24 protein-coding genes are annotated in these 22,577 nt (G+C 66.7%); 9 read left to right on the top strand and 15 right to left on the bottom strand.

Annotated features, from left to right (window positions below; genetic code table 11):
• Window positions 1-12 precede the first annotated feature (12 nt).
• The 3 genes from atpD to AB3G45_RS07740 all read left to right on the top strand — a co-directional run bounded on the left by atpD (window position 13) and on the right by AB3G45_RS07740 (window position 3,661).
• Window positions 13-1,539, top strand: a complete 1,527-nt coding sequence (atpD, locus tag AB3G45_RS07730; protein WP_367830036.1) for a F0F1 ATP synthase subunit beta — start codon at window positions 13-15, stop codon at window positions 1,537-1,539.
• Between the two features lie 64 nt (window positions 1,540-1,603).
• Complete coding sequence (locus tag AB3G45_RS07735; RefSeq protein ID WP_367833532.1) at window positions 1,604-2,011, top strand: F0F1 ATP synthase subunit epsilon; 408 nt, start codon at window positions 1,604-1,606, stop codon at window positions 2,009-2,011.
• Between the two features lie 222 nt (window positions 2,012-2,233).
• A complete protein-coding gene (locus tag AB3G45_RS07740) occupies window positions 2,234-3,661 on the top strand; it encodes a mannose-1-phosphate guanylyltransferase/mannose-6-phosphate isomerase (RefSeq protein WP_367830037.1) in 1,428 nt (475 codons plus the stop codon).
• Here the strand turns inward: AB3G45_RS07740 and AB3G45_RS07745 are convergent.
• The 4 genes from AB3G45_RS07745 to AB3G45_RS07760 are packed head-to-tail and all read right to left on the bottom strand — an operon-like array spanning window position 3,658 to window position 6,916.
• The gene (locus AB3G45_RS07745; RefSeq protein ID WP_367830038.1) at window positions 3,658-4,407 is read right to left on the bottom strand and encodes a metallophosphoesterase; all 750 of its coding nucleotides are present in this window, start codon (window positions 4,405-4,407) and stop codon (window positions 3,658-3,660) included. The genes AB3G45_RS07740 and AB3G45_RS07745 overlap by 4 nt on opposite strands.
• Before the next feature lie 57 nt (window positions 4,408-4,464).
• On the bottom strand, window positions 4,465-5,079 hold the full coding sequence (locus tag AB3G45_RS07750; RefSeq protein WP_367830039.1) for a thermonuclease family protein: 615 nt from the start codon (window positions 5,077-5,079) through the stop codon (window positions 4,465-4,467).
• Window positions 5,080-5,102: 23 nt separating this feature from the next.
• The gene (locus AB3G45_RS07755; protein WP_367830040.1) at window positions 5,103-5,936 is read right to left on the bottom strand and encodes a DUF6030 family protein; all 834 of its coding nucleotides are present in this window, start codon (window positions 5,934-5,936) and stop codon (window positions 5,103-5,105) included.
• A 56-nt stretch (window positions 5,937-5,992) separates the two neighbouring features.
• The gene (locus AB3G45_RS07760) at window positions 5,993-6,916 is read right to left on the bottom strand and encodes a LysR substrate-binding domain-containing protein (RefSeq protein WP_367830041.1); all 924 of its coding nucleotides are present in this window, start codon (window positions 6,914-6,916) and stop codon (window positions 5,993-5,995) included.
• A gap of 91 nt (window positions 6,917-7,007) precedes the next feature.
• On the opposite strand from AB3G45_RS07760, the gene AB3G45_RS07765 reads away from it, so the two are divergent.
• From AB3G45_RS07765 to ubiG, 4 genes are all read left to right on the top strand, one after another.
• The gene (locus tag AB3G45_RS07765; RefSeq protein ID WP_367830042.1) at window positions 7,008-8,150 is read left to right on the top strand and encodes an iron-containing alcohol dehydrogenase; all 1,143 of its coding nucleotides are present in this window, start codon (window positions 7,008-7,010) and stop codon (window positions 8,148-8,150) included.
• Between the two features lie 8 nt (window positions 8,151-8,158).
• Window positions 8,159-9,658 carry an aldehyde dehydrogenase family protein gene (locus AB3G45_RS07770; RefSeq protein ID WP_367830043.1) on the top strand — a complete coding sequence of 500 codons (1,500 nt, stop codon included), beginning with the start codon at window positions 8,159-8,161 and terminating at the stop codon, window positions 9,656-9,658.
• Between the two features lie 22 nt (window positions 9,659-9,680).
• Window positions 9,681-10,805, top strand: coding sequence for a mandelate racemase/muconate lactonizing enzyme family protein (locus tag AB3G45_RS07775; RefSeq protein WP_367830044.1), 1,125 nt, complete (start codon window positions 9,681-9,683; stop codon window positions 10,803-10,805).
• Between the two features lie 94 nt (window positions 10,806-10,899).
• Window positions 10,900-11,649, top strand: coding sequence for a bifunctional 2-polyprenyl-6-hydroxyphenol methylase/3-demethylubiquinol 3-O-methyltransferase UbiG (gene ubiG / locus AB3G45_RS07780; RefSeq protein WP_367830045.1), 750 nt, complete (start codon window positions 10,900-10,902; stop codon window positions 11,647-11,649).
• Window position 11,650: 1 nt separating this feature from the next.
• On the opposite strand, the gene AB3G45_RS07785 is transcribed toward ubiG, so the two are convergent.
• From AB3G45_RS07785 to AB3G45_RS07805, 5 genes are read right to left on the bottom strand one after another with little or no spacing between them, the layout of a single operon-like run.
• A complete protein-coding gene (locus tag AB3G45_RS07785; protein ID WP_367830046.1) occupies window positions 11,651-12,229 on the bottom strand; it encodes a DUF3291 domain-containing protein in 579 nt (192 codons plus the stop codon).
• Window positions 12,229-12,657, bottom strand: a complete 429-nt coding sequence (locus AB3G45_RS07790; RefSeq protein WP_367830047.1) for a DUF1178 family protein — start codon at window positions 12,655-12,657, stop codon at window positions 12,229-12,231. Before AB3G45_RS07790 ends, AB3G45_RS07785 begins: the two co-directional genes overlap by 1 nt.
• Window positions 12,654-13,511 (bottom strand): carbon-nitrogen hydrolase family protein, encoded by an 858-nt coding sequence (locus AB3G45_RS07795; RefSeq protein WP_367830048.1) that lies wholly within the window; start codon window positions 13,509-13,511, stop codon window positions 12,654-12,656. Before AB3G45_RS07795 ends, AB3G45_RS07790 begins: the two co-directional genes overlap by 4 nt.
• Before the next feature lie 10 nt (window positions 13,512-13,521).
• Window positions 13,522-13,779: a glutaredoxin 3 gene (grxC, locus tag AB3G45_RS07800; RefSeq protein WP_367830049.1), complete on the bottom strand. Its 258-nt coding sequence runs from the start codon at window positions 13,777-13,779 to the stop codon at window positions 13,522-13,524.
• A 34-nt stretch (window positions 13,780-13,813) separates the two neighbouring features.
• A complete protein-coding gene (locus tag AB3G45_RS07805; RefSeq protein WP_367830050.1) occupies window positions 13,814-14,605 on the bottom strand; it encodes a ComF family protein in 792 nt (263 codons plus the stop codon).
• A 62-nt stretch (window positions 14,606-14,667) separates the two neighbouring features.
• On the opposite strand from AB3G45_RS07805, the gene AB3G45_RS07810 reads away from it, so the two are divergent.
• Window positions 14,668-15,537, top strand: coding sequence for a methyltransferase domain-containing protein (locus AB3G45_RS07810; RefSeq protein WP_367830051.1), 870 nt, complete (start codon window positions 14,668-14,670; stop codon window positions 15,535-15,537).
• 4 nt (window positions 15,538-15,541) lie between these two features.
• On the opposite strand, the gene AB3G45_RS07815 is transcribed toward AB3G45_RS07810, so the two are convergent.
• From AB3G45_RS07815 to AB3G45_RS07840, 6 genes are all read right to left on the bottom strand, one after another.
• Window positions 15,542-15,724, bottom strand: a complete 183-nt coding sequence (locus AB3G45_RS07815) for a Flp family type IVb pilin (protein WP_367830052.1) — start codon at window positions 15,722-15,724, stop codon at window positions 15,542-15,544.
• A gap of 39 nt (window positions 15,725-15,763) precedes the next feature.
• Window positions 15,764-16,081, bottom strand: a complete 318-nt coding sequence (locus AB3G45_RS07820) for a hypothetical protein (RefSeq protein WP_367830053.1) — start codon at window positions 16,079-16,081, stop codon at window positions 15,764-15,766.
• 112 nt (window positions 16,082-16,193) lie between these two features.
• The gene (gene mutT / locus AB3G45_RS07825; RefSeq protein ID WP_367830054.1) at window positions 16,194-16,616 is read right to left on the bottom strand and encodes an 8-oxo-dGTP diphosphatase MutT; all 423 of its coding nucleotides are present in this window, start codon (window positions 16,614-16,616) and stop codon (window positions 16,194-16,196) included.
• Window positions 16,613-17,371 (bottom strand): GNAT family N-acetyltransferase, encoded by a 759-nt coding sequence (locus AB3G45_RS07830; RefSeq protein WP_367830055.1) that lies wholly within the window; start codon window positions 17,369-17,371, stop codon window positions 16,613-16,615. Before AB3G45_RS07830 ends, mutT begins: the two co-directional genes overlap by 4 nt.
• A gap of 33 nt (window positions 17,372-17,404) precedes the next feature.
• Window positions 17,405-18,637 (bottom strand): bifunctional glutamate N-acetyltransferase/amino-acid acetyltransferase ArgJ, encoded by a 1,233-nt coding sequence (argJ, locus tag AB3G45_RS07835; RefSeq protein WP_367830056.1) that lies wholly within the window; start codon window positions 18,635-18,637, stop codon window positions 17,405-17,407.
• Between the two features lie 50 nt (window positions 18,638-18,687).
• Window positions 18,688-19,587 (bottom strand): peptidylprolyl isomerase, encoded by a 900-nt coding sequence (locus AB3G45_RS07840; protein ID WP_367830057.1) that lies wholly within the window; start codon window positions 19,585-19,587, stop codon window positions 18,688-18,690.
• A gap of 238 nt (window positions 19,588-19,825) precedes the next feature.
• On the opposite strand from AB3G45_RS07840, the gene secA reads away from it, so the two are divergent.
• Window positions 19,826-22,552 carry a preprotein translocase subunit SecA gene (secA, locus tag AB3G45_RS07845; RefSeq protein ID WP_367830058.1) on the top strand — a complete coding sequence of 909 codons (2,727 nt, stop codon included), beginning with the start codon at window positions 19,826-19,828 and terminating at the stop codon, window positions 22,550-22,552.
• The last annotated feature ends 25 nt before the right edge of the window (window positions 22,553-22,577 follow it).

Raw genomic sequence — 22,577 nt, forward strand, 5'->3', positions numbered from 1 at the left:
AGGGTAAGATACATGGCTAAGGCAGCTACCCCGAAGGAAACCGTAGCGGAAAAGAAGCCCGCTGCTCGCAAGCCGGCAACCAAGACGGCTGCTGCGACGAAGGATGCGGCTCCGGCCGCTTTCGTCGCCACCGGTCGCGTGACCCAGGTCATCGGCGCCGTCGTCGACGTCGCCTTCGAAGGCGACCTGCCGCAGATCCTGAACGCGCTGGAAACCGACAACAACGGCAACCGCCTCGTTCTCGAAGTCGCCCAGCACCTCGGTGAAAACACCGTTCGCACGATCGCCATGGACTCGACCGAAGGTCTCGTCCGCGGCCAGCCGGTCGCCGACACGGGCGCCCCGATCACCGTTCCGGTCGGCCCGGAAACGCTCGGCCGCATCATGAACGTCATCGGCGAGCCCGTCGACGAAGCCGGCCCGCTGGTCACCTCCGGCCGCCGCGCCATCCACCAGGACGCACCGGCCTATGTCGAGCAGTCCACGGAAGCGCAGATCCTCGTCACCGGCATCAAGGTCGTCGACCTGCTCGCGCCCTACGCGAAGGGCGGCAAGATCGGCCTCTTCGGCGGCGCAGGCGTCGGCAAGACCGTTCTCATCATGGAACTGATCAACAACGTCGCCAAGGCGCACGGTGGTTACTCGGTGTTCGCCGGCGTGGGTGAACGCACCCGCGAAGGCAACGACCTCTACCACGAAATGATCGAATCCGGCGTGAACAAGCACGGCGGCGGCGAAGGCTCCAAGGCCGCGCTCGTCTACGGCCAGATGAACGAACCGCCGGGCGCCCGCGCCCGCGTCGCCCTGACGGGCCTGACGATCGCCGAAGACTTCCGCGACAAGGGCCAGGACGTTCTGTTCTTCGTCGACAATATCTTCCGCTTCACGCAGGCCGGTTCCGAAGTGTCGGCTCTGCTCGGCCGTATCCCGTCGGCCGTGGGCTATCAGCCGACGCTCGCAACCGACATGGGCCAGATGCAGGAACGCATCACCACCACGACCAAGGGCTCGATCACCTCGGTCCAGGCTATCTACGTTCCCGCCGACGACTTGACCGACCCCGCGCCGGCAACCTCGTTCGCCCACCTCGACGCAACGACGGTTCTGTCGCGCTCGATCGCCGAAAAGGGCATCTACCCGGCCGTGGACCCGCTCGACTCGACCTCGCGCATGCTCGACCCGATCGTCGTCGGCGAAGAGCACTACGACGTCGCCCGCAAGGTCCAGACGACCCTGCAGCGCTACAAGGCTCTCCAGGACATCATCGCCATCCTCGGCATGGACGAACTGTCGGAAGACGACAAGCTGGCCGTCGCCCGCGCCCGCAAGATCGAGCGCTTCCTGTCGCAGCCGTTCTTCGTGGCCGAAGTCTTCACCGGCTCGCCGGGCAAGCTCGTCGCGCTCGAAGACACGATCAAGGGCTTCAAGGGCCTCGTCAACGGCGACTACGACCATCTTCCGGAAGCCGCCTTCTACATGGTCGGCTCCATGGAAGAAGCCGTCGAAAAGGCCAAGAAGCTGGCCGCCGAAGCCGCTTGATGAATTCGGGCGCCCTTCGCGGGCGCCCGTTCCTGCCGGACGACATCAGAAGAAGTGAATGGTCATGGCCGACAATTTCAACTTTGAACTCGTTTCCCCCGAGCGCCTGCTGGTTTCCGGCAGCGTCAGCGAGGTCGTCATCCCGGCGACCGAGGGCGAGATGACCGTCATGGCCAACCACGCGCCGACCATGACGACGATCAAGCCGGGCGTCGTCACCGTGAAGTTCGCGGACGGCAAGAAGGACCGCTACGTGGTCTTCGGCGGTTTCGCCGACATCATCCCGACCGGCTGCACGCTGCTGGCCGAATCGGCCGTGCATGTCGACGACTTCAAGAGCGACGACATCGTTCGCCGCATCGAAGCTGCGCGCGGCGAACTGGCGCATGCCAAGTCGGACGACCAGAAGTTCGGCATCGAGACGTATCTCGCCGAACTCACCACGCTGCAGGGCATCGTCGTGCCCGTCTGATCGCGGCGCTCGCTTTCGCCCTTCGAACCCGCCGTCTCCGGCGGGTTTTTTATTGTCCGCAATTTGTCCTTTTGGCGGAGGGTCTTCTTTACCCTGTCCGAAACAAGGCGTACCTGACCGAAACGTCAGCTTGTCTTCATTTGCTGTTTCTTTACGACGCTGGATGAGAGTGGCGCGCAAGGGTGCGCCATGAGGGCGAACCATCGCATCAGGATGAGCAGGATGAGCAGCAAGATCGTACCCGTCATCATGGCCGGCGGAAAGGGCACGCGCCTCTGGCCGCTGTCGCGCGCCTCCGCGCCCAAACAGTTCCTGGAATTCCTCGGCGAAACCACGCTCTTCCAGAAGACGCTGTCGCGCGTGGCCGATGCGGTGCTCTACGCGGCGCCGGTCGTGGTCACCAACAGCGATTTCCGCTTCCTCGTCGCCGAGCAGGCCCGCGCCGCCGGCGTCGCACTCGCCTCGATCCTGCTGGAGCCCGTCGCCCGCAATACGGCGCCGGCGCTTGCGGCGGCCGCGACCTTCGTCGCGCGTCTTCACGGCGACGATGCGATCATGCAGGTGCTCGCCTCCGACCACGAGATCGACGCCGACGCCACCTATTTCGATTGCATCGCCAGGGCGGCGGCGGCTGCACGATCCGGCCGCCTCGTCACCTTCGGCATCACGCCGAGCGAGCCGGCGACCGGCTACGGCTATATAGAGACCGGCGAGGATCTCGGCAACGGCGCCAATGCGGTGCGCCGCTTCGTGGAGAAGCCGGACCACATGCGGGCGACGGCCATGCTGGCTGCGGGCGGCTACCTCTGGAATTCCGGCATGTTCATGCTGCCCGTCGGGCTTTTCCTGCGCGAGCTTCGGCAGTATGCGCCTGCCGTGCTGGAGGCGGCCGCGGAGGCCGTCGCCAAGGCGCAGCACGACCTCGATTTCGAACGGCTCGACGAGGCCGCCTTTTCGCGCGCGCCGGATATCTCCGTCGACTATGCCATTTTCGAGAAGACGCCGATCGCCGCCGTCGTGCCCTCGCCCATCACCTGGTCCGATCTCGGCAGCTGGGATTCCGTGTGGAAGACCGGCTGGCAGGATGAGGCGGGCAATGTTGTCGACGGCAGCACGACCGTGCTCGACACGCGCAATTCGCTGGTCATCTCGCGGGACATCCATGTCGCCGTGCAGGGCCTCGACAATGTCGCCGTCATCGCCAGCGAGGACGCGGTCTATGTCGGGCGCATGGAGGACAGCCAGAATGTCGGCAAGCTGGTCAAGCATCTTGCCAGCCTGCCGAAGACGGCGAAGCTGACCGAGACGCACCCGACCTCCTACCGGCCCTGGGGCGGTTACACCTCGGTGCTGAACGGCGAGCGATTCCAGGTCAAGCGCCTGTTCGTGACGCCCGGCAAGCGGCTGTCGCTGCAAAAGCACCATCATCGCTCCGAACACTGGATCGTCGTGCGGGGCACGGCCGAGGTGACGATCGGCGACAGGACGATCCCGCTGCGCGAGAACGAATCCGTCTATATCCCGCAGGGCGAGGTGCACCGCCTCGCCAATCCGGGCAAGATCCTGCTCGAACTGATCGAGGTGCAGACCGGCTCCTATCTCGGCGAGGATGACATCATCCGGATCGAGGACGAGTTCGGGCGGGGTTAAACCAGGTCCGCGCCCGCAAGGGTCACCCTGAGGGCGGTCAGGCGGCCGGTGGCGTAGCAGGTCGTGTCGATGCAGATGCGCCCCTTGCCGAAGACCGGATCACGTCCCGCGGTATGGCCGTGGATGACGGTCAGCGGCAGGCCGGGGCCTTCGCTGAGGAAGGGCTCGCGGATCCAGATCAGGTCGTGGTCCTCCTGCCGGGCGAGTGGAACGCCCGGCATGATGCCGGCATGGACGAAAAGCCGGTCGCCGCTCGAAACCGCGATCGGCATGGCCTGCAGGAAATCGACATGGTGTTGCGGCACCGCCCGGCGCAGGGCCGCGCCGAGCGCGTGCATCGCCTCGTCGCGGTCGGGATAGGACGCAAGGTCCAGCCCGTAGGAGCGCAGCGTCGCGTCGCCGCCGTAATCCAGCCACCGCAGGTGCTGGTGCGGATTGAAGATGAATTTCAGGAACGTGTCGTCATGATTGCCGCACAGCGCCATGCGCTCGATGCCGTCGCCGTGGTCGGGTGTCGCCAGGTGCTCGATCACCGCCCGGGACGCCGGGCCGCGATCGACATAATCGCCGAGATAGAGGATGAGCGGTCGCTCGGCCATGCACGACGCGGCATCCGCGCGAATGCGCTCCTCCAGCGCCAGCAGGGCGTCGAGGCAACCATGCACGTCGCCGATAGCGTAGATGAGCGGGCGGTCGGCGGCAAGCGTGAGGCGCTGGCGAAGCATGGGCTGGGCAGGAAGGGTCATGGACCTGTCATAGCCGGGACGGGCCGGGGAGGGAACCGGCAAAGTGGCGCGTCACCGTCAGCGCCGCCGCCCCGGCGGGCATCGCCCGAGGGCGCGGCATGCCGCATCGATCCAGATACCGGCCTTTTCCCGCATGGCGTCCCGCTGGATGCCGGCCAGCCGCGGCGTGGCGGCCGAGGCCGCGCCGCGCGCGACGAGCGTTTCGGCAAGATCCCTGCCGCCGGCCGCGCAGGTGAGGAAGGATACGCCGGCGAACCGTATATCCTCCTCGCAAGTCAGGCGCCTGCCGGCGATCAGCCGCTTGAGGGCGATGCGCGCCTGCTGGCCGCAGACGGCGACCGTGCCCGCGGCATCGCGGCAGAACCGCTTCGGATCGACCGGCACGGCATCCGTCAAAATGTAGAGCCGGCCGCGGTCCTTGAAGGAGGCGCTGTCGAAGACGGTGACGCGGACCGTGGGGTGAAGGCGTAGCGGCAGCACGATCGGCTCGACGGCCAGCCGTTCATAGCCCTGCGTCTTCCTGTCGACGCGCATCGGCTTGTCGGTCCAGATCGGGTCGTCCGAGGCCGGGCCTAGCTCAAGCCCGGCAGCGGGGGCGACGGTCGCCGAAAGAAGGAGCAGGAGGAGGGCGGGCGCCCGTGTCCATCGTCTCCGCCTTGCGGGTCCCTTCATGGCAAACTCCCTTTTCCCGTGCGTCACAGCTTGTCCGACAGCGGCAGCCAGCCGCTGCGGTCGAAGTAATCCGGCAGGTAGGACCCGCGGTTTCTCGTGCGATCCGGCGTGATGATGAAATTGTAGCGCGGCGTCTCGCCGAACTCCTTCTTGAGCTGGATGCGGTTGCCGAAGCGGATGATGTCGAATTCCCGGAGGGCGCGGATATTCGCGAAGATGTCGGGCGCCTCTTTCCAGCGTACCTCGTCGAGGAAGACCTCGGTGGCCGCGATGACGGCGTCCGTCACGCGGTTCTGCGTTGCCGCGTTCTCGATGTTGAGCTTGATGCGGAAGGAGGAGACGCGGGTTTCCGCATTGCCCCGGATCGACAGGAAGGCGGAGGAGGGCGTGTTCGCGCCATCGCCCGCGTGGGGGAATTCCCGGTAGGACTGGCACTCCCAGCTTTGCCGATCGAGCAGCCCGGCCTTCCAGCCCGCCGTTTCGAAACCGCCGCGACGGAGCGCCTCGCAGAGCATTTCCGGCGCCTTGCGGATGGTGCGGACGAATTGGGTCTGCGTCGGCGTGACGGGGGTCAGCAGCCGTTCCGAGATGAGGCCCTTCGGGCGCGGCAGGCGGTTGCCCTTCAGCTCGTAGGGCCGGAGTTGGCGTGCATGGGGCGCCACGGTGAGCGGATCGTAGCCGAAATGGGCGAGCAGCCGGTTGAGATTGCGGTTGCCGTTGGCCAGGAGCACGGTCGCGACGATCGCTCCGAGCAGCACGATGGCCAACAGCCCGAAGACAACCAAGCCGGATCTGCCTTGCTTCCGCTCCGTCATGCCGAACCGCGCTGTTGCCCGTGTCGATGCGATGGGCCGCATCCATCGATCTCCCGCTCCTGATAGGCTACTCCCCGGGTGCCTGCAAGCGCGCGGGTCTATGGTGCGATACGGCTGGCGAGCAGGCTGTCATGGAGCCGGAGGGCTTCGGGCGGCGCGGTGCGGAATTTCGGCAGGCCAAGATGGTAGCCGTAGCCGGTGACGAGATGCGCCGCCCCGAGCTTTACCAGCGTGCCGTCGGCAAGCGGGGCGGCAAGGAGGTCGAGGCTGCCGAGCGCCACGCCGTCGCCGTTGAGGGCGGCGTCGATGGCGAGCGCATAGGTGGAGAAGGTAAGGTGCGGCCGCGGCGGCGCCTTGCGGAACGCCTGCGGCGCGACCCTTTCCAGCCAGGGGCGGAAGGAGATCCAGTTGGCGTTGAAGCGCTCGTAGTCGATGAGGTCGAGGCCGGTGAGGTCGCCCGGCATGACGGCGGCGGCATCGAGGCCCTTGCGGGCGATGTAGTCCGGCGAGGCCACGGGGGCGAGCGTCTCGGCAAGCAACGGCGTCAGCGCCCAGCGGGGGTGTTCCCCGGCACTGTAGAGGATGACGAGGTCGTTGTTCTCCGAGGCAAGGTCGGCCGGGCTGTCCGACGTGACAAGGCGCAGCGCGACGTCGGGATTGTCGCGGGAGAAATCGCGCAGGCGCGGGCCGAGCCAGAGATGGGAGACCGAACCGCTGGCGGCGAGCGATATGCTCTGTCCCGCCCCGCTGCGGAACGGCTCCAGGCTTTCCTCTAGATAATCGAGCGAGGCGCGCACGCGCTGGAACAGCCGTTCGCCGCGCGGCGTCAGCGCCAGGTTCTTGCCGCTGCGGGTGAAGAGCTGCGTGCCGAGATGGTCCTCCAGCCCCTTGATGCGCCGGCTGACGGCGGCCTGGGTGATGTTCAGCTCTCGCCCGGCGCGCGAGAAGTTCATGTGCCGGCAGGCGGCGTCGAAGACGCGGAAGGCTTCAAGGGGGATATGGGCGAGCAGGGCATCCTTCATGATCTGAAGTTATCAAAAAGGCCGAAAAATCCAAGGATTTGAAAATCTGAAATCGTGATGCACGGTTCGGGAAATCCGTTCGGGAGGTTCCGTGCAGTTCACAACGTCTTTCGTGCCCGAGATCCGCTTCGGCGAAGGCGTCCACGACACCATCGCCGCATCCGCCCATGCGCTCGGCGCGCGCTCGGTGCTCGTCGTCATCGACGGCTTCCTTGCCGCAAGCGGGCTCGGCGAGCGCCTCGCCGCCCGGTTCGCGGCAGAAGGCGTGGCGGCGGATTTCTTCTCCGGCTTTGCGGGCGAGCCGAAGCTCGACGCCGTGGAGGCCGCCACGGCCGCCGCCCGCAGCCGGGACCTCGTGGTCGGCCTCGGCGGCGGCTCGGCGCTCGATATCGCCAAGATCGCGGCCTGCGTGGCGGCGGGCGCGGAAGGCCCGATGCACTATGCGCTGGCCGCCAATCCGCTGCCGAAAGCGCCCCTGAAGAAGATCCTGGTGCCGACCACCGCCGGCACCGGATCGGAAACGTCGGCGACGACCATCTTCACCGGGCCGGAAGGCAGGAAGTTGTGGATCTGGGGGCCCGAGACCAAGACGGACCTCGTTCTGCTCGACCCGGGCCTGACCGTGACGCTCCCGCCAAACCTCACCGCCTGGTGCGGCCTCGACGCCTTCGTCCATGCCTTCGAGGCGGCGACCAACCGCAACGCCCATGCCGGCGCCGCGCTCTATGCCCATGCCGCCCTCGGCCTTCTCGCGGACGCGCTGGAAACGGCGGTGAACAATCCCATGGACAGCAACGCGCGCGGAAAAATGCTGCTCGGCGCCTGCTATGCCGGCATCGCGATCGACAATTGCGGCACGGCGATCGCCCATACGATCAGCCATGCGCTCGCCGGCCTTGCGCCGGTGCATCACGGGCTCGCCACGGCGCTCGGCTTCGAGGCGACGCTCGGCTGGCTCGTCGAGGCCGATACGGCCGATCTTGCCGCGGCGGCGCGGGCCTGCGGCCTGCAGGACCCGGCGATGCTGCCCGGTTTCGTCGCCGACCTGATGGATCGCTGCGGCATCGTGCGCGCCCTGCCGGCGGCCTTTTCCGCCTTCACGGCCGAAGACCTCGCCCGTGAAATGCGTGCGCCGGAGAACCAGCCGATGCGCCGCTCGACGATCCGGACGGTGACCGACGCCGATATCGATGCCTTCGCCGCCAGCATGATGGCCCTGCCCCGGACGCTTTGAGGACGATCATGACCGAACAGCACAGCCGCGCCTATTGGGAAGACCGCCTTGACGGCCTCTCGCTTGCCTGCGGACATTTCATCGATGGCGGGGTGCAGCCTGCCGCATCCGGCCGGACCTTCACCCGCACGCGGCCGATGGACGGCCAGCCCGGCGCCGTGCTGGCGCGCGGCGATGCGGCCGATGTCGACCGCGCCGTGGCCGCCGCCCGCGCAGCATTCGCGAGCGGCGTGTGGCGTGGCAAGGAGCCTCAGGAGAAGAAGCGGATCATGCTGCGCTGGGCGGAACTGATCCGCGCCCACGGCGAGGAGCTTGCGCTTCTCGAAACGCTCGACGTCGGCAAGCCGGTGCAGGCTTCGCTCGGCGTCGACGTGCGCCTGTGCGCCGACGGCATCCAGTATTACGGCGAGATGATCGACAAGATGTATGACGAGATCGCGCCGACCGGGCCGAAGGCGCGTGCCCTCGTCCGCAAGGTGCCGCTCGGCGTCGTCGCGGCGATCACGCCGTGGAACTATCCGATGATCATCGACGCCTGGAAGCTCGGACCGGCGATCGCGGCCGGCAATTGCGTGGTGCTGAAGCCGGCCGAGCAATCCTCGCTCTCGGCGCTGCGGCTCGCCGAGCTTGCCGTTAAGGCGGGCCTGCCTGCCGGCGTCCTCAACGTCGTCACGGGTTTCGGCGAGGAAGTCGGCAAGCCGCTCGCACTCCATGGCGATGTCGACATGGTCGCCTTCACCGGCTCGACCGAGGTGGGCAAGCTGATCATGGGTTATGCCGCCCAGTCGAACCTCAAGCGCGTGGCGCTGGAACTCGGCGGCAAGTCGCCGCTCGTCGTCTTCGCCGATGCCGATCTCGACGCGGCGGCGAGCGCGGCCGCCTGGGGCTGCTTCTACAATTCCGGTGAGACCTGCCATGCCGCGACCCGCCTTCTCGTGCAGCGCCCGGTGCAGGACGCGCTGCTCGAAAAGATCGAGGCGGTGGTGAGCCGGGAGATCGTGCTGGCCCATCCCTTCGAGCCCTCGTCGCAGATCGGCGCGTTGATCGAGGCGGAGCATATGGACAAGGTCCTCGGCCTCGTCGCGGCAGGCGAAAAGGACGGCGGGCGCCGCGTCTTCGGCGCGCAGCGCGTCTTGTCTGAGACAGGCGGGTACTATGTCTCGCCGGGTGTCATCACGGATGTGACGAACGACATGCGCATCGCCCGGCAGGAGATCTTCGGTCCCGTGCTTGCGGCCATCGCCTTCGACACGGAGGAGGAAGCGCTCGCCATCGCCAACGACACCATCTACGGGCTTGCCGGCGCCGTCTTCACCCGCGACATGGACCGGGCGCACCGCTTCTCCGAAGGCATCCATGCCGGCACGGTCTGGATCAATACCTACGACATGTCGAATTTCGCGACGCCCTTCGGCGGCTTCAAGCAATCCGGCTTCGGCCGCGACCGCTCGGTGCATGCGATCGACAAATATTGCGATTACAAGACGATCTGGCAGCAGTTCGGTTGATTGAATTCCACGGGAGGGGCGCATGAGCAGGATCGTTTCCATCGGCATCAGCCATCACCGGCTGCCGCTCGATCCGCCGTTCAAGGCGAGCTGGGACGGGCGACCGCGCAGCCATTTCGACGCAACGATCGTGCGCGTGCGCGACGAGGAGGGCCGCGAAGGCATCGGCTCCGGCGACCTGATGAAGGGGTTCGAGGGCCATGAGGACCTGTTCATCGGGCAGGACCCGCGCCGTCTCGAACGGCATTACGAGGTGCTCTCGCACATCAATTTCCACTATGGCCGCTGCTGGCCGCTCGATCTGGCGCTGTGGGACCTCGCGGGCAAGGTGACGGGCGAGCCGGTCTGGCGCATGCTGGGCGGCCGCGCCGACCGGGTGCGGCTCTACGCGTCTTCCGGCGTGCTGCGCGAGCCCGCCGCCATGGCAGACCAGGCCGAGCGCTATAGCGCGGAGGGCTTTCCGGCGATGAAGGTGCGGTTCTCCTCCTCCGCCGGCGGGCGCAACGGCTGGCGCGAGGACGTGAAGGCGCTGGAGGCGATCCGTGCGCGCGTCGGCGACCGGCTGGAGCTGATGGTCGACTGCAACCAGGGTTGGCGCATGCCCTGGGACACCACGCTCTCCTGGACCTTCAAGGATGCGCTCGTCGTGGCGCGCGAGCTGGAACGGCTCGGCGTCTACTGGATGGAGGAGCCGCTGCACCGCTCCGACCGCAAGGGCATGAAGGCGTTGAAAGAGGCGACGAGCGTGCGCATCGCGGGCGGGGAGATGACGCGCGAACTCTACGAGTTCCGCGATATCATCGAGGAGCGCGCCTTCGACGTGATCCAGCCGGACGTGGCGCTGGTCGGCGGCATCACGGGATGCCGGCGGCTTGCCTTCCAGGCGCGCGAGGCCGGCGTCGCCTTCACCCCGCATTCCTGGACGAACGGCATCGGCGTGCTCGCCAATGCGCATCTGACGGCGGGGGCGGGCGACGCGCCCTTCCTCGAATATCCCTATGACGGGCCGGAATGGAGCGAGGCGCGCCGTGACTATCCGCTGCAGGCGCCGCTGCGGCACGAGGGCGGCTGGCTGGTACTGGGCGAAACGCCCGGCCTCGGCGTGGTTCTCGACGAGGACCGGCTTCGCGCGACGCGGCTCGGCTGAGCCGCTTCACTTCGTCTCCCTGAGCATTCGACCCTTGACATCCGCCCCGGGGAGGCCGACTTCACGGAGGACACGGACGCGAAGGAGACGAGCCATGAGCGAGGCAGCCCGCACGACGATCGACCAGGCGGAAGTCGACCGCTTCTCGGCGATGGCGGCCGAGTGGTGGGATCCGACCGGGAAATTCCGGCCCTTGCACAAGTTCAATCCGGTCCGCCTCACCTATGTGCGCGATCTCGTTTCCGCCCAGTTCGGTCGCGACCCCGCGGTGCATCGCCCGCTGGAGGGCCTGCGCATCCTTGACATCGGCTGCGGCGGCGGCCTGCTCGCCGAGCCGATGGCGCGCATGGGGGCGGATGTGCTCGGTGCGGATGCCTCGGAAAAGAACATCGGCATCGCCAAGGCCCATGCGGCGGGCAGCGGCGTTCCGGTCGATTACCGCGCCGTGACCGCCGAGGCGCTGACGGAAGCCGGCGAGACCTTCGACGTCGTGCTCAACATGGAAGTGGTCGAGCACGTCTCCGACGTCGATTTCTTCCTCACCACCTGCGCCTCCATGGTGCGTCCCGGCGGCATGATGTTCGTCGCCACGATCAACCGCACGCTGAAGGCGGCGGCGCTGGCGATCTTCGCGGCGGAAAACGTGCTGCGCTGGCTGCCGCGCGGCACCCATCAGTATGAAAAACTGGTGCGTCCGGAAGAGATCGAGAAGCCGCTGGCGGCGTCGGGGCTGACGGTGACCGATCGCACCGGCGTGTTCTTCAACCCGCTCTCCAACCAGTGGAACCTGTCGAAGGACATGGATGTGAACTACATGATGGTGGCGCGCCGCGCCTCTGCCTGAATCACGCCTTCAGCGTCTTCGCAACGGCCAAAAGGTCTTCCTGCCCGGCCGCGTTGCGCGCGGCGATCGCCTTCACGCTCTCGCGATCGGCGGCGATGGCGCGGCCGTCTGGGCAGAAGGGCGTCTTGAAGGTGAAGGCGCAGGGCGTCGGGCCGTGATCGGCAAGATGCTCCAGCCGCTCGGCGCCATCGGTCCAGAGGGGCCGGTCGCCTTCCGCCACCCACCAGAGCACGAGGGCGGGCCAGGCCTGCCGCTGGTTCCAGTTGCGGGCGTGTTTCAGCGCGTCGGCATGGACGCCGTTATAGGTGAAGGCCATCAGCGCCTCCAGCCCGCTCCATAGCGAGAGCGAGGAAGGGGCATCGGCAAAGCCGCTGCCGGCGATGAAGCGGGGATAGACCTTCTCGCCCCAGCTCTCCGGTCCCGGCTCGCCATCATAGCCGGACCGGCCGATGAAGCCCTCCGCCCGGTTCGCCGCCTCGAAATTCAGCGGCTCGCGCAGGCGGAAGCCTTCGACGCGCGGGCTTTCGTAGTCATCGACATGCAGGCCGAAATTGTAGATCGCGAGATGGTGGCCGCGCATCAATTGGTTTCGTCGGGCAGGACGGGAAGCGGCGCGACCTCGACGCCTTCCTCCAGGAGGTCGCGCACCTCTTCCGCGGAGGCCCGGCCGATCAGGCCGCGCTGTTCGGCCTCGCCATAGTGGATCTTGCGTGCTTCTTCGGGAAAACGCTCGCCGACATCCTCCGAATTGGCACGGATGGTCGAGACGATCTCCCGAAGCTTGCTCATCATCTCCTTCTGGCCGGCCTGCACGACCATTTCCTGGCGGCGCTCCTTCTTGCTGGCGGTCGAGACGGAGGGCGCCATCAGGCGCTTGGCGATGTGGGCGGAGCCGCAGGTGGGACAGGAGACGAGCGCCCGCTTCTGCTGGCGGTCGAAATCGTCCGCCGAGCCGAACCACCCTTCGAAGGCGTGCCCGTTGTCACAGGAGAGCTCGTAGCGGATCAAGCGGCAACGCCTCCCTTCGCAGGCGCCTTCGCCGTTTCCAGCGTGAAGGCGCGCCCGTTGCGCAGGTTGGGGATCTTGTCACGCGCGGCCTTGACGGCGGCGGTGTCGACTTCGGCGAGCACGATGGCCTCGCCCGTGCCGCCGGCGCCGGCGAGGATGCGGCCCCAGGGGTCGACGATCATGGAATGGCCGAAGGTCTCGCGGCCGTCCTCGTGCACGCCGGCCTGCGCGGCGGCGGCGATGTAGACCCCGTTCTCGATGGCGCGGGCACGCAGCAGCGTTTCCCAGTGCGCTTCGCCCGTCTGGCGCGTGAAGGCGGCGGGAACGGAGATGATCTCGGCCCCGGCCTGTGCCTGGACCTTGAAGAGTTCGGGGAAGCGCACGTCGTAGCAGATAGCGAAGCCGAGCCGTGCGAAGGGAAGGTCGGCCATGCGCGCGACGGCACCCGGCGAATAGACCGCGCTCTCGCGCCAGCTCTCGCCATTGTCGAGGTCGACGTCGAACATGTGGATCTTGTCGTAGGTGCAGATCCGCCCGCCGTCGGGGCCGAACAGGAAGCCGCGGTTGGCGACCTTGCCGTCGGAAAGTGCGATGGCCGTGGAGCCGACATGCACATGGATGGAGAGTTCGGCGGCAAGGTCGGCCGCGGCAGCGACCACGAGGTCATCCGCCTCCGTGCGCAGGATGGCGCGCAGCCCCGCCCGGTCGCGCTGCAGCGCGCCGGTCATTTCCGGCGTCTGGACATAAACCGCGCCCTTGGCGGCCGCCTCGCGCACGAGGCGCCGCATCGTCTCCACGTTGCGGACGGGATCGGTCCCGGAGCACATCTGGAGGGCGGCGATCGTGACGGTCATGGGAGCGTCCTCAGGCTGCGAGCAGGGCGTCGAGTTCGCCGGCGCGCTCCAGGGCGTGCAGGTCGTCGCAGCCGCCGACATGGCGTTCGTCGATGAAGATCTGCGGGAAGGTACTGCGGCCGTTGGCGCGCGCGATCATCTCCTGGCGGATCTCCGGCGCGTGGGTCGCGTCGTGTTCCTGATAGGTCACGCCCTTGGTTTCGAGAAGTTTCTTGGCGGCGCTGCAATAGCCGCAGAACTGACGCGTATAGATGACGACCGAAGCCATATTCTCCTGCTCCAAAGCTTGGAAAACCTAGTCTTCATATAGGTCCGGGAAGCGCCCTTGCAAAGGTCAAAACGGTGACGTCGGTGGCCCCGGCCCGTTTCAGCGCCCGCGTGACGGCCGAAACGGTGGCTCCGGTCGTATAGACATCGTCGACGAGAACGACGCGGCGGCCGAACAGCGCCTCGCGGCCCCCGGGCGTGACGGTGAAGGCGCCGCGCACGTTGTCCTCGCGGGCGCGCGGCCCGAGACCGATCTGCCGGCGCGTGCGCTTCGTGCGGCGCACGGCATCGATGAGAACGGGCCGTCTGGCAAGGCCGCCGAGCGCGCGGGCAAGCTCCGACGACTGGTTGAACTTGCGCCAGAGGAGGCGCAGGCGATGCAGCGGCACGGGAACGATGGCGTCCGCGGCCTCCACGGCCCCGTCGCCGGCGCGCAGCATCCACCCGGCCATCATCGGCGCGAGGTCGGTGCGGTCGCGGTATTTCAGCGCATGCACGAGCGCGCGGGCAAGATCGTCGTAGAGCGCGACGGAGCGGAGCCGGTCGAAGGGCGGCGGGTCGGCGATGGCGTCGGCGCTGAGGATGCCCGGGCCGAGATCGTGCGAGAAAGGCGTGCCAAGCACCTCGCAATAGGGGCGTTCGATCAGAGCGAGCTTCGACCAGCAGTGCGGGCAGAGGCTCGCGTGGCTGCCGAGCAGTACGCCGCAACCGGCGCAGGCGGGCGGATAGACGAGGTCGACGGCGCTCTCCGCAAGGCCGCGCAGCCGGCGGGCAAGGGCCTGCCGGAGCGGGACTGCCGGCGCTGCCTCGGCCTCGATTTCGCCCATACGGTTGACAATAGCCGGTCGGAGCGGCCAAAGCGAATGGTATTGCGAACCGGATATCTCCCATGGAAACGCTCTTCGACCAAGCCCTGATCGACACGAACCGGCGGCGCGCGCTCGCCGGCCAGCCGGCGGATTTCCTGCTCGACGTGGTGGCGCGCGAGCTTGCCGAGCGCCTTAGCGCCATCGAGCGCCGCTTCGAGCGGGCCGTCGAGCTGCACGGTCATACGGGGGCCGCCGCGCGAGCGATCGTCGCGACGGGCAAAGTGGACGGCATGGAGCGGGTGGAGAGCGACGCGCGGTTCGCCGCGCCGGGCGAGGCGGTGACGGTCTCGCCGCTCGAGACGGTGCCGCTGGAGCCGCAATCGGCCAATCTCATCGTCTCGCCCCTGGCGCTGCATCTCACCAACGACACGCCCGGCGTCTTCGTGCAGATCCGCCGCGCGCTGAAGCCGGACGGCCTGTTCCTTGCGGCCATCCCCGGCAGCGGCACCCTGCAGGAACTGCGCGAGGTGCTGCTTGCGGCGGAAAGCGAGATCACGGGCGGGGCGAGCCCGCGGGTCATCCCCTTCCCGGACGTGCGCGATGTCGGCGCACTCCTCCAGCGCGGCGGCTTCGCCCTGCCGGTGACGGACAGGGAGTCCTATACGGTGCGCTACGATTCGATCTTTCCGCTGATGAAGGACCTTCGGGCCATGGGCATGGCCAATCCGCTCGCCGGCCGCAGCCGTCGACCGCTGACGCGCGGCATATTTCTGCGCGCGGCGGAGCTTTATGCGGAACGGTTCTCCGATCCGGACGGGCGCATCCGCGCGAGTTTCTCGGTGATCTACGTATCGGGCTGGGCACCGCACGAGAGCCAGCAGAAGCCGCTGAAGCCGGGTTCGGCGACGATGCGCCTGGCCGACGCGCTGAAACAGGGCGGGCGCGGCTGACCGGCTATTTCTTGCCGGCGGAGTCCATGCTGTTCGAGATCGTGGTGAGGGTTTCCGAGAGGCCGTTGCCGAAGGCTTCGAGGCCGGCCAGCAGGCCGATCGAGATGAGCGCCAGCAGGAGCCCGTACTCGACGGCCGTGCCGCCGGCGCGGTCGGAGCAGAATGATTTCAGCAATGTCCGCACCATTCCTCGCTCCCGCGCCCTACGTGCATGTCCGTTGTCTCTTCAGCAGCCGTTGCTGACGCCGTTGCCGCTGACGATGCATACGGCGCCGGGCATTTCCTGCAGAACGCTGCGGCGCACCGTATAGCGTTTTCCGCCTTCCGACGGGATCGAGCCCGTCGAGATCATGTCGAATTCGTCGGGCACATTCGCCATCATGCGCTTGTCGGTCTTTGCGGACAGCACCGGGGTCAGAACCAGAGCAAGCGCGATGACGGCCGTGCCGAAGAGCAGGGCGAGGTTGAGCGCGCCGGTGCGGCTGTCGCCGGCCGGCGTGAAATCCTTCTCCTGAACGGTTTTCCAGAAGTCTTCGTCACGCATCTGAGGGTCTCGTAGGCATTCATTGCAACGTTAGACCCAATCTTTGAACCATGGTGCTAAACGATTGCTTAACGGAGACTGAAAAAGACGGGGTAAATCCCTGCCGTCCCGCTCACAGAAGGTCCATCAGGAAGGGAATGAGCGGCTCGTCGGCCGGCGGCATGGGGTACTCGCGCAGCGCCTTCGGCCGCACCCACTTGATCGCCTGCCCCTCGCGGCCATGCGCTGTGCCCTCGAAGCGGCGGCAGATATAGAGCGGCATCAGGAGATGGAAATCGTCATAGGTATGGCTGGCAAAGGTCAGCGGGGCGAGGCAGGCGACCTTCGTGCGGATGCCGAGCTCCTCGTCCAGCTCGCGGATCAGCGTCTCCTCCGGCGTCTCGCCGGGCTCCACCTTGCCGCCGGGAAATTCCCAGAGGCCGGCCAGCGTCTTGCCCTCGGGGCGCTGTGCCAGGAGGACACGGCCATCGGCATCGACCAGGGCGCAGGCGGCGACGAGCAGGATGCGGCGGGATTTCGTTTCGGTCTCGCTCATGCAGCCTGCGGCCCCCGATAGCTGTACTGGTAGACGTCCTTGAAGCCGGCGCGGCGATAGAGCGCGATGGCGGCCGCATTGTCGGCCTCGACCTGCACCCAGGCCTGGCGGGCGCCCTTGAGCTTTGCCCAGCGCAGGGCGGCGTGGAGGACGGCGGTGCCGAGGCCGCCGCCGCGCCGCTCCTTCGCCACGCCGAGCTGGAGCACGCCGACGAGGTCGTTGTCGTGCACGGCGATCGCCACCGCCGCCGGGCCGAAAGCGGGCTCCTCGAAGATGAAGAGGCCGGTTTCCGGCTTGATGGCGTTGATGATCTCGGTAAGGCCGGGCTTCAGCGCCGGGTCGTCACCGGCAACGCGGATGCGGGCGTCGACGAAGCGGCCGACGTCGCGGCTCGGCAGATGGTCGAGGCCTTCGTCGCGCGGCAGCGTGGCAAGGTCCGCCATCATGACGATGGTGCGGCCCGCCTCCGCCCAGCCGGCCGCATCCATGTGGGCGACGAGTTTCGGTGGGGTCAGCGGCGTCTGGCGCACCAGCAGCGGGCGGCCGTAGTCGGAGAATTTCTTCGCGGCCTTTTGCAGGCGGATCTCGAGGTCGCGGATGTCGGACGGGTCGAGCGGGTTCACCGAGTTCAGCCGGCGCGAGGGGTGGCCGGCGGTCAGCCGGAACAGCCAGCTTCCGTCATAATGCACGGATGCGGCCGGCCAGGCGCGGAAGCCGACGGCTTCCAGCCGGCGGACTTTCGGCAGATCGCTCATGTTTTCTTCCGATGGCGTCACGCGATAAGGCCTTTAGCTGCGATAGTCGCCATTGATCTCGACATACTCCTTGGTGAGGTCGCAGGTCCAGACCGTCGCCTTGCCGCTGCCGAGACCGATCTCGACGCGGACGGGAATGTCCTGCCCCTTCATGACCGCGGTCGCGGCCTCTTCGGAGTAGGTGGGATCGCGCTCGCCGTCGACGGCGACGCGCACGTTGCCGAACCAGATGGCGAGGCGGTCACGGTCGGCCATCTCGCCGGACTTGCCGACGGCCATGACGATACGGCCCCAATTGGCGTCCTCGCCGGCTACCGCGGTCTTGACCAGCGGCGAATTGGCGATGGAGAGCGCGATGCTCTTGGCCGCCGCGTCGTTCTCGGCGCCCTCGACGCTGACTTCCACCATCTTGCGCGCCCCCTCGCCGTCGCGCACGACCTGGAGCGCGAGGTCGCGCAGGAGGTCGTTCAGCGCCGTGCGGAAACCGTCGAGCGCGGCATCGTCCGCGGTGACGGGCGCCTGGCCCTCGGCCGCGCCGGTGGCAAACAGCATCAAGGTGTCGGAGGTCGAGGTGTCGCTGTCGACGGTGACGGAATTGAAAGTCGGGCCGACGCCGGCCGACAGCAGCGATTGCAGTACCGGCGCCGGGATATCCGCATCCGTCACCACGAAGGAGAGCATGGTCGCCATGTCGGGCGCGATCATGCCGGCGCCCTTGGCGATGCCGTTGATGCGCACGGTGACGCCGCCGAGTTCGGCCGCGCGCGTGGCGACCTTCGGATAGGTGTCCGTCGTCATGATCGCCTTGGCGGCCTCGAACCAGAAGTCTTCCGTGCCCGATGCGGCGAGGCTATCGAGCACGCCGGAGAATTTCGTCGCGTCGAGCGGTTCGCCGATGACGCCGGTCGAGGCGAGGAACACCTCGCTTTCCTTGCAGCCGACCGCCCTGACGGCGGCCTCGGCTGTCATCCTGGTCGATTCGCGGCCCTTGCGGCCGGTGAAGGCGTTCGCATTGCCGGAATTGACCACGACGGCGCGGGCGACGCCGCCGGGAAGGTTGGCGCGGCAGAAATCGACCGGCGCCGAGGGGCATTTCGAGCGGGTGAAGACGCCTGCGACCGCGGCTGGGCGGTCGAACACCATCATCAGCACGTCGGTCCGGTTCTTGTACTTGATCCCGGCGGCGGCGGTCGCCATGCGCACGCCGCGTACCGGCGGCATCTCGGCATAGGTTTTGGGAGCGAGCGGGGAGACGGAACCGGACATCGTGCTTTCCTGTTGCAAGAAGGGCCCGGCGGTCGCCGGGCCGTCGTCGACTACTGCTGGCCTTCGGTTGCCGGCGCGGCTTCGCCTTCGCCCGCGGCCTCCGGCTTGTTGACCGCGTCATAGGCGGTCTTCAGCGCGGCGTCCTGGATGTCGATCGGAGCGGCGGCCTTGGCCTTTTCCAGGAGTTCCAGATACTTGTCGCGCATGACGAGCTGACGAACCTGGCTTTCGACCTGGTCGAGCGCCGGAGGCTGCTGCTTGCGCTTGTCCTCGACCTTGATGACGTGGAAGCCGAACTGGCTCTTCACCGGCTCCTTGGAATAGGCGCCCTTTTCCAGCGCGAAGGCAGCCGTCTCGAATTCCGGGACCATGCGGCCCTTGCCGAAATAGCCAAGGTCCCCGCCCTCGGACTTGTTCGGGTCGGTCGACTTTTCCTTGGCGATCTCGACGAAGTCCTTGCCGGCGTCCAGGTCCTTGATGATGGCCTTGGCCTCTTCCTCGGTCTTGACGAGGATGTGGCGTGCACGGATCTCGTCTTCAGGCTCGATGGCGGCGACTTCCTTGTCGTAGCGCGCCTTCACCTCTTCCGGGGTCACGGCGTCGACGACGTGCTTCTTGAAATAGGCATTGTGCAGCTCGCGATCGGTGAGGAAGGCGAGGCGCTGCTTGAAGTCGGGCGTCTCCTGCAGGCCTTCCTTGCCGGCGTCGGAGGCGAGCAGCTTCACGTCGATAATCGAGGAGAGGGCGGCGACGCGCTTCTGTTCGTCCGGCAGGTTGGCGAGCTGCGGGTCGAGGCCGGCAATGGCGAGCTTCAGCTCCGATTCGTGGATTTCGAGGGCACCCACCTTGGCGATGACGGGATCGGCCGCCGCATCCTCAGCGCGGACGCCGGTGCTTGCGGCGGCAATCGCGATCAGGGCGACTGCTGCGAGCTTGCTGTACTTGTACATACTGAAAAAGACCTTTCACATCCTCGCCGGAATCGGGCCGATATCCGGTGCCAAACGGTTCAACACCACCAGAATGTGGCAGTTGTGCAACCGCTTGAGCCGTTGACATCATTCGACCCCCCTCTTATCTGTCACGCAATCCCGCGTCCAGAACAGTTTCCGGGCGTCTCAAGGCTTTGCGCGCAAATATCGTGCGACCTGTCACGCGCCGGGCGCCCATGAAGAAAGGACCATCCTGATGGTCAGCCTCGGCGGCATAGCCCGCAAGTTGTTCGGTTCCTCGAACGATCGTCGCATTCGCTCCTACAAGCCCCGCGTCGATGCCATCAACGCGCTCGAACCGCAGATGAAGGCGCTGTCCGACGATGAGTTGCGGGCGAAGACCGTGGAATTCCGCGAGCAGCTAGCGGCCGGCAAGACGCTCGACGACATCCTGGTCCCGGCCTTTGCCGTCGCCCGCGAGGCGGCTTTGCGGGTCCTTGGCCTGCGTCCCTTCGACGTCCAGCTCATCGGCGGCATGATCCTGCACGAGAAATCGATCGCCGAGATGAAGACCGGCGAAGGCAAGACGCTGGTGGCGACGCTTCCCGTCTACCTCAACGCGCTCGCCGGCAAGGGCGCGCATGTCGTGACGGTCAACGACTATCTCGCGACGCGCGACAGCGCGCTGATGGGCAAGATCTACGGCTTCCTCGGGCTCACCACCGGCGTCATCATGCACGGCCTCGACGACGACCAGCGCCGCGCCGCCTATGGCTGCGACATCACCTACGCGACCAACAACGAACTCGGCTTCGACTATCTGCGCGACAACATGAAGTACGAGCGCGGCCAGATGGTGCAGCGCGGCCACTTCTTCGCCATCGTCGATGAAGTGGACTCGATCCTCGTCGACGAGGCGCGCACGCCGCTGATCATCTCGGGCCCGCTCGACGACCGGTCCGATCTCTATACGACGATCGATGCCTTCATCCCGATGCTGGACGAGCCCGATTACGAGATCGACGAGAAGCAGCGCTCCGCCAACTTCTCGGAAGTCGGCACGGAGAAGCTGGAGGGCCTGCTGCGCCGGGCCGGGCTGCTCAAGGGCGAATCGCTCTACGATGTCGAGAACGTCGCCATCGTCCACCACATCAACAACGCCCTGAAGGCCCACAAGCTCTTCACCCGCGACAAGGACTACATCGTCCGCAACGACGAGATCGTCATCATCGACGAATTCACCGGCCGCATGATGCCGGGCCGCCGTTATTCGGAAGGCCAGCACCAGGCGCTGGAAGCCAAGGAGAAGGTGACGATCCAGCCGGAAAACCAGACGCTAGCCTCGATCACCTTCCAGAACTATTTCCGCATGTATTCCAAGCTCGGCGGCATGACCGGCACGGCCTCCACGGAAGCCGAGGAATTCGGCAACATCTACGGCCTCGACGTCGTGGAAGTGCCGACCAACCTGCCGATCCAGCGCCTCGACGAGGACGACGAGGTCTACCGGACGGTCGAGGAGAAGTACAAGGCGATCATCCAGGAGATCAAGGACGCCAAGGAAAAGGGCCAGCCGGTCCTCGTCGGCACGACCTCGATCGAGAAGTCCGAATATCTCGCCGAGCGGCTGAAGATGTCGGGCTTCAAGGATTTCCAGGTCCTCAACGCCCGCTACCACGAGCAGGAAGCCTACATCGTTTCGCAGGCCGGCGTGCCGGGTGCCGTGACGATCGCCACCAACATGGCCGGCCGCGGCACCGACATCCAGCTCGGCGGCAACCTCGAAATGCGCCTCGAGCGCGACCTTGCCGAGATGGAGCCGGGCCCGGAGCGCGACGTCAAGCGCGATGTCATCGTCGCCGAGGTGAAGAAGCTTAAAGAGCAGGCGCTGGCCGCCGGCGGCCTCTACGTTCTGGCCACCGAGCGCCACGAAAGCCGCCGCATCGACAACCAGCTGCGCGGCCGTTCCGGCCGCCAGGGCGACCCCGGCCGCTCGAAGTTCTTCCTGTCCCTGCAGGACGACCTGATGCGCATCTTCGGCTCCGAGCGCATGGATTCCATGCTGCAGAAGCTCGGCCTCAAGGACGGCGAGGCGATCGTCCATCCCTGGATCAACAAGGCGCTGGAGCGCGCGCAGAAGAAGGTCGAGGCGCGCAACTTCGACATCCGCAAGAACCTTCTGAAGTATGACGACGTGCTGAACGACCAGCGCAAGGTCATCTTCGAGCAGCGCATCGAGCTGATGGACAGCGAGAACCTTTCGGAAATCGTCGGCGACATGCGCCACGAAGTGGTGGAAAACCTCGTGCGGATGCACATTCCGGAAAATGCCTATGCCGAGCAATGGGATGTGGCGGGCCTCAAGAAGGGCGTTCTCGAACAGCTCAATCTCGACCTGCCGATCGACGCCTGGGCGGCCGAGGAAGGCATCGACGAGAAGGACATCCTGGAGCGGCTGCACAAGGCGACCGACCAGGCCGCCGCCGACCGTGCGGAGCGTTTCGGCCCTGAGATCATGACCTATGTCGAGCGCTCGGTGCTGCTCCAGACGCTGGATCACCTCTGGCGCGAGCACATCGTCAACCTCGACCACCTGCGCTCCGTCATCGGCTTCCGCGGCTATGCCCAGCGCGATCCGCTGCAGGAATACAAGGCCGAGGCCTTCGAACTCTTCCAGGCGTTGCTGGCGAACCTGCGCCAGACCGTCACCGCGCAGCTGATGCGCGTCGAACTGGTGCGCCAGGCTGCCGATGCCCCCGCGCCGGTGCCGCCGGACATGGAAGGCCACCATATCGACGGCACGACCGGCGACGACGATTTCGGCGAAGGCAATGGCGGCGGCTTCATGGCCGTCGGCGTTTCGCCGGAGGATCGCGATCCGAACGATCCGGCGACCTGGGGCCGCGTGTCGCGCAACGAGGCCTGCCCCTGCGGCTCGGGCAAGAAATACAAGCATTGCCACGGCGCCTTCGAACAGGCGTGATCAAAAAATGACGTTGGCGGCTGAT

The sequence above is a fragment of the Shinella sp. S4-D37 genome (genome assembly GCF_040812195.1).
In the GTDB taxonomy this organism is placed as follows: Bacteria; Pseudomonadota; Alphaproteobacteria; order Rhizobiales; family Rhizobiaceae; genus Shinella.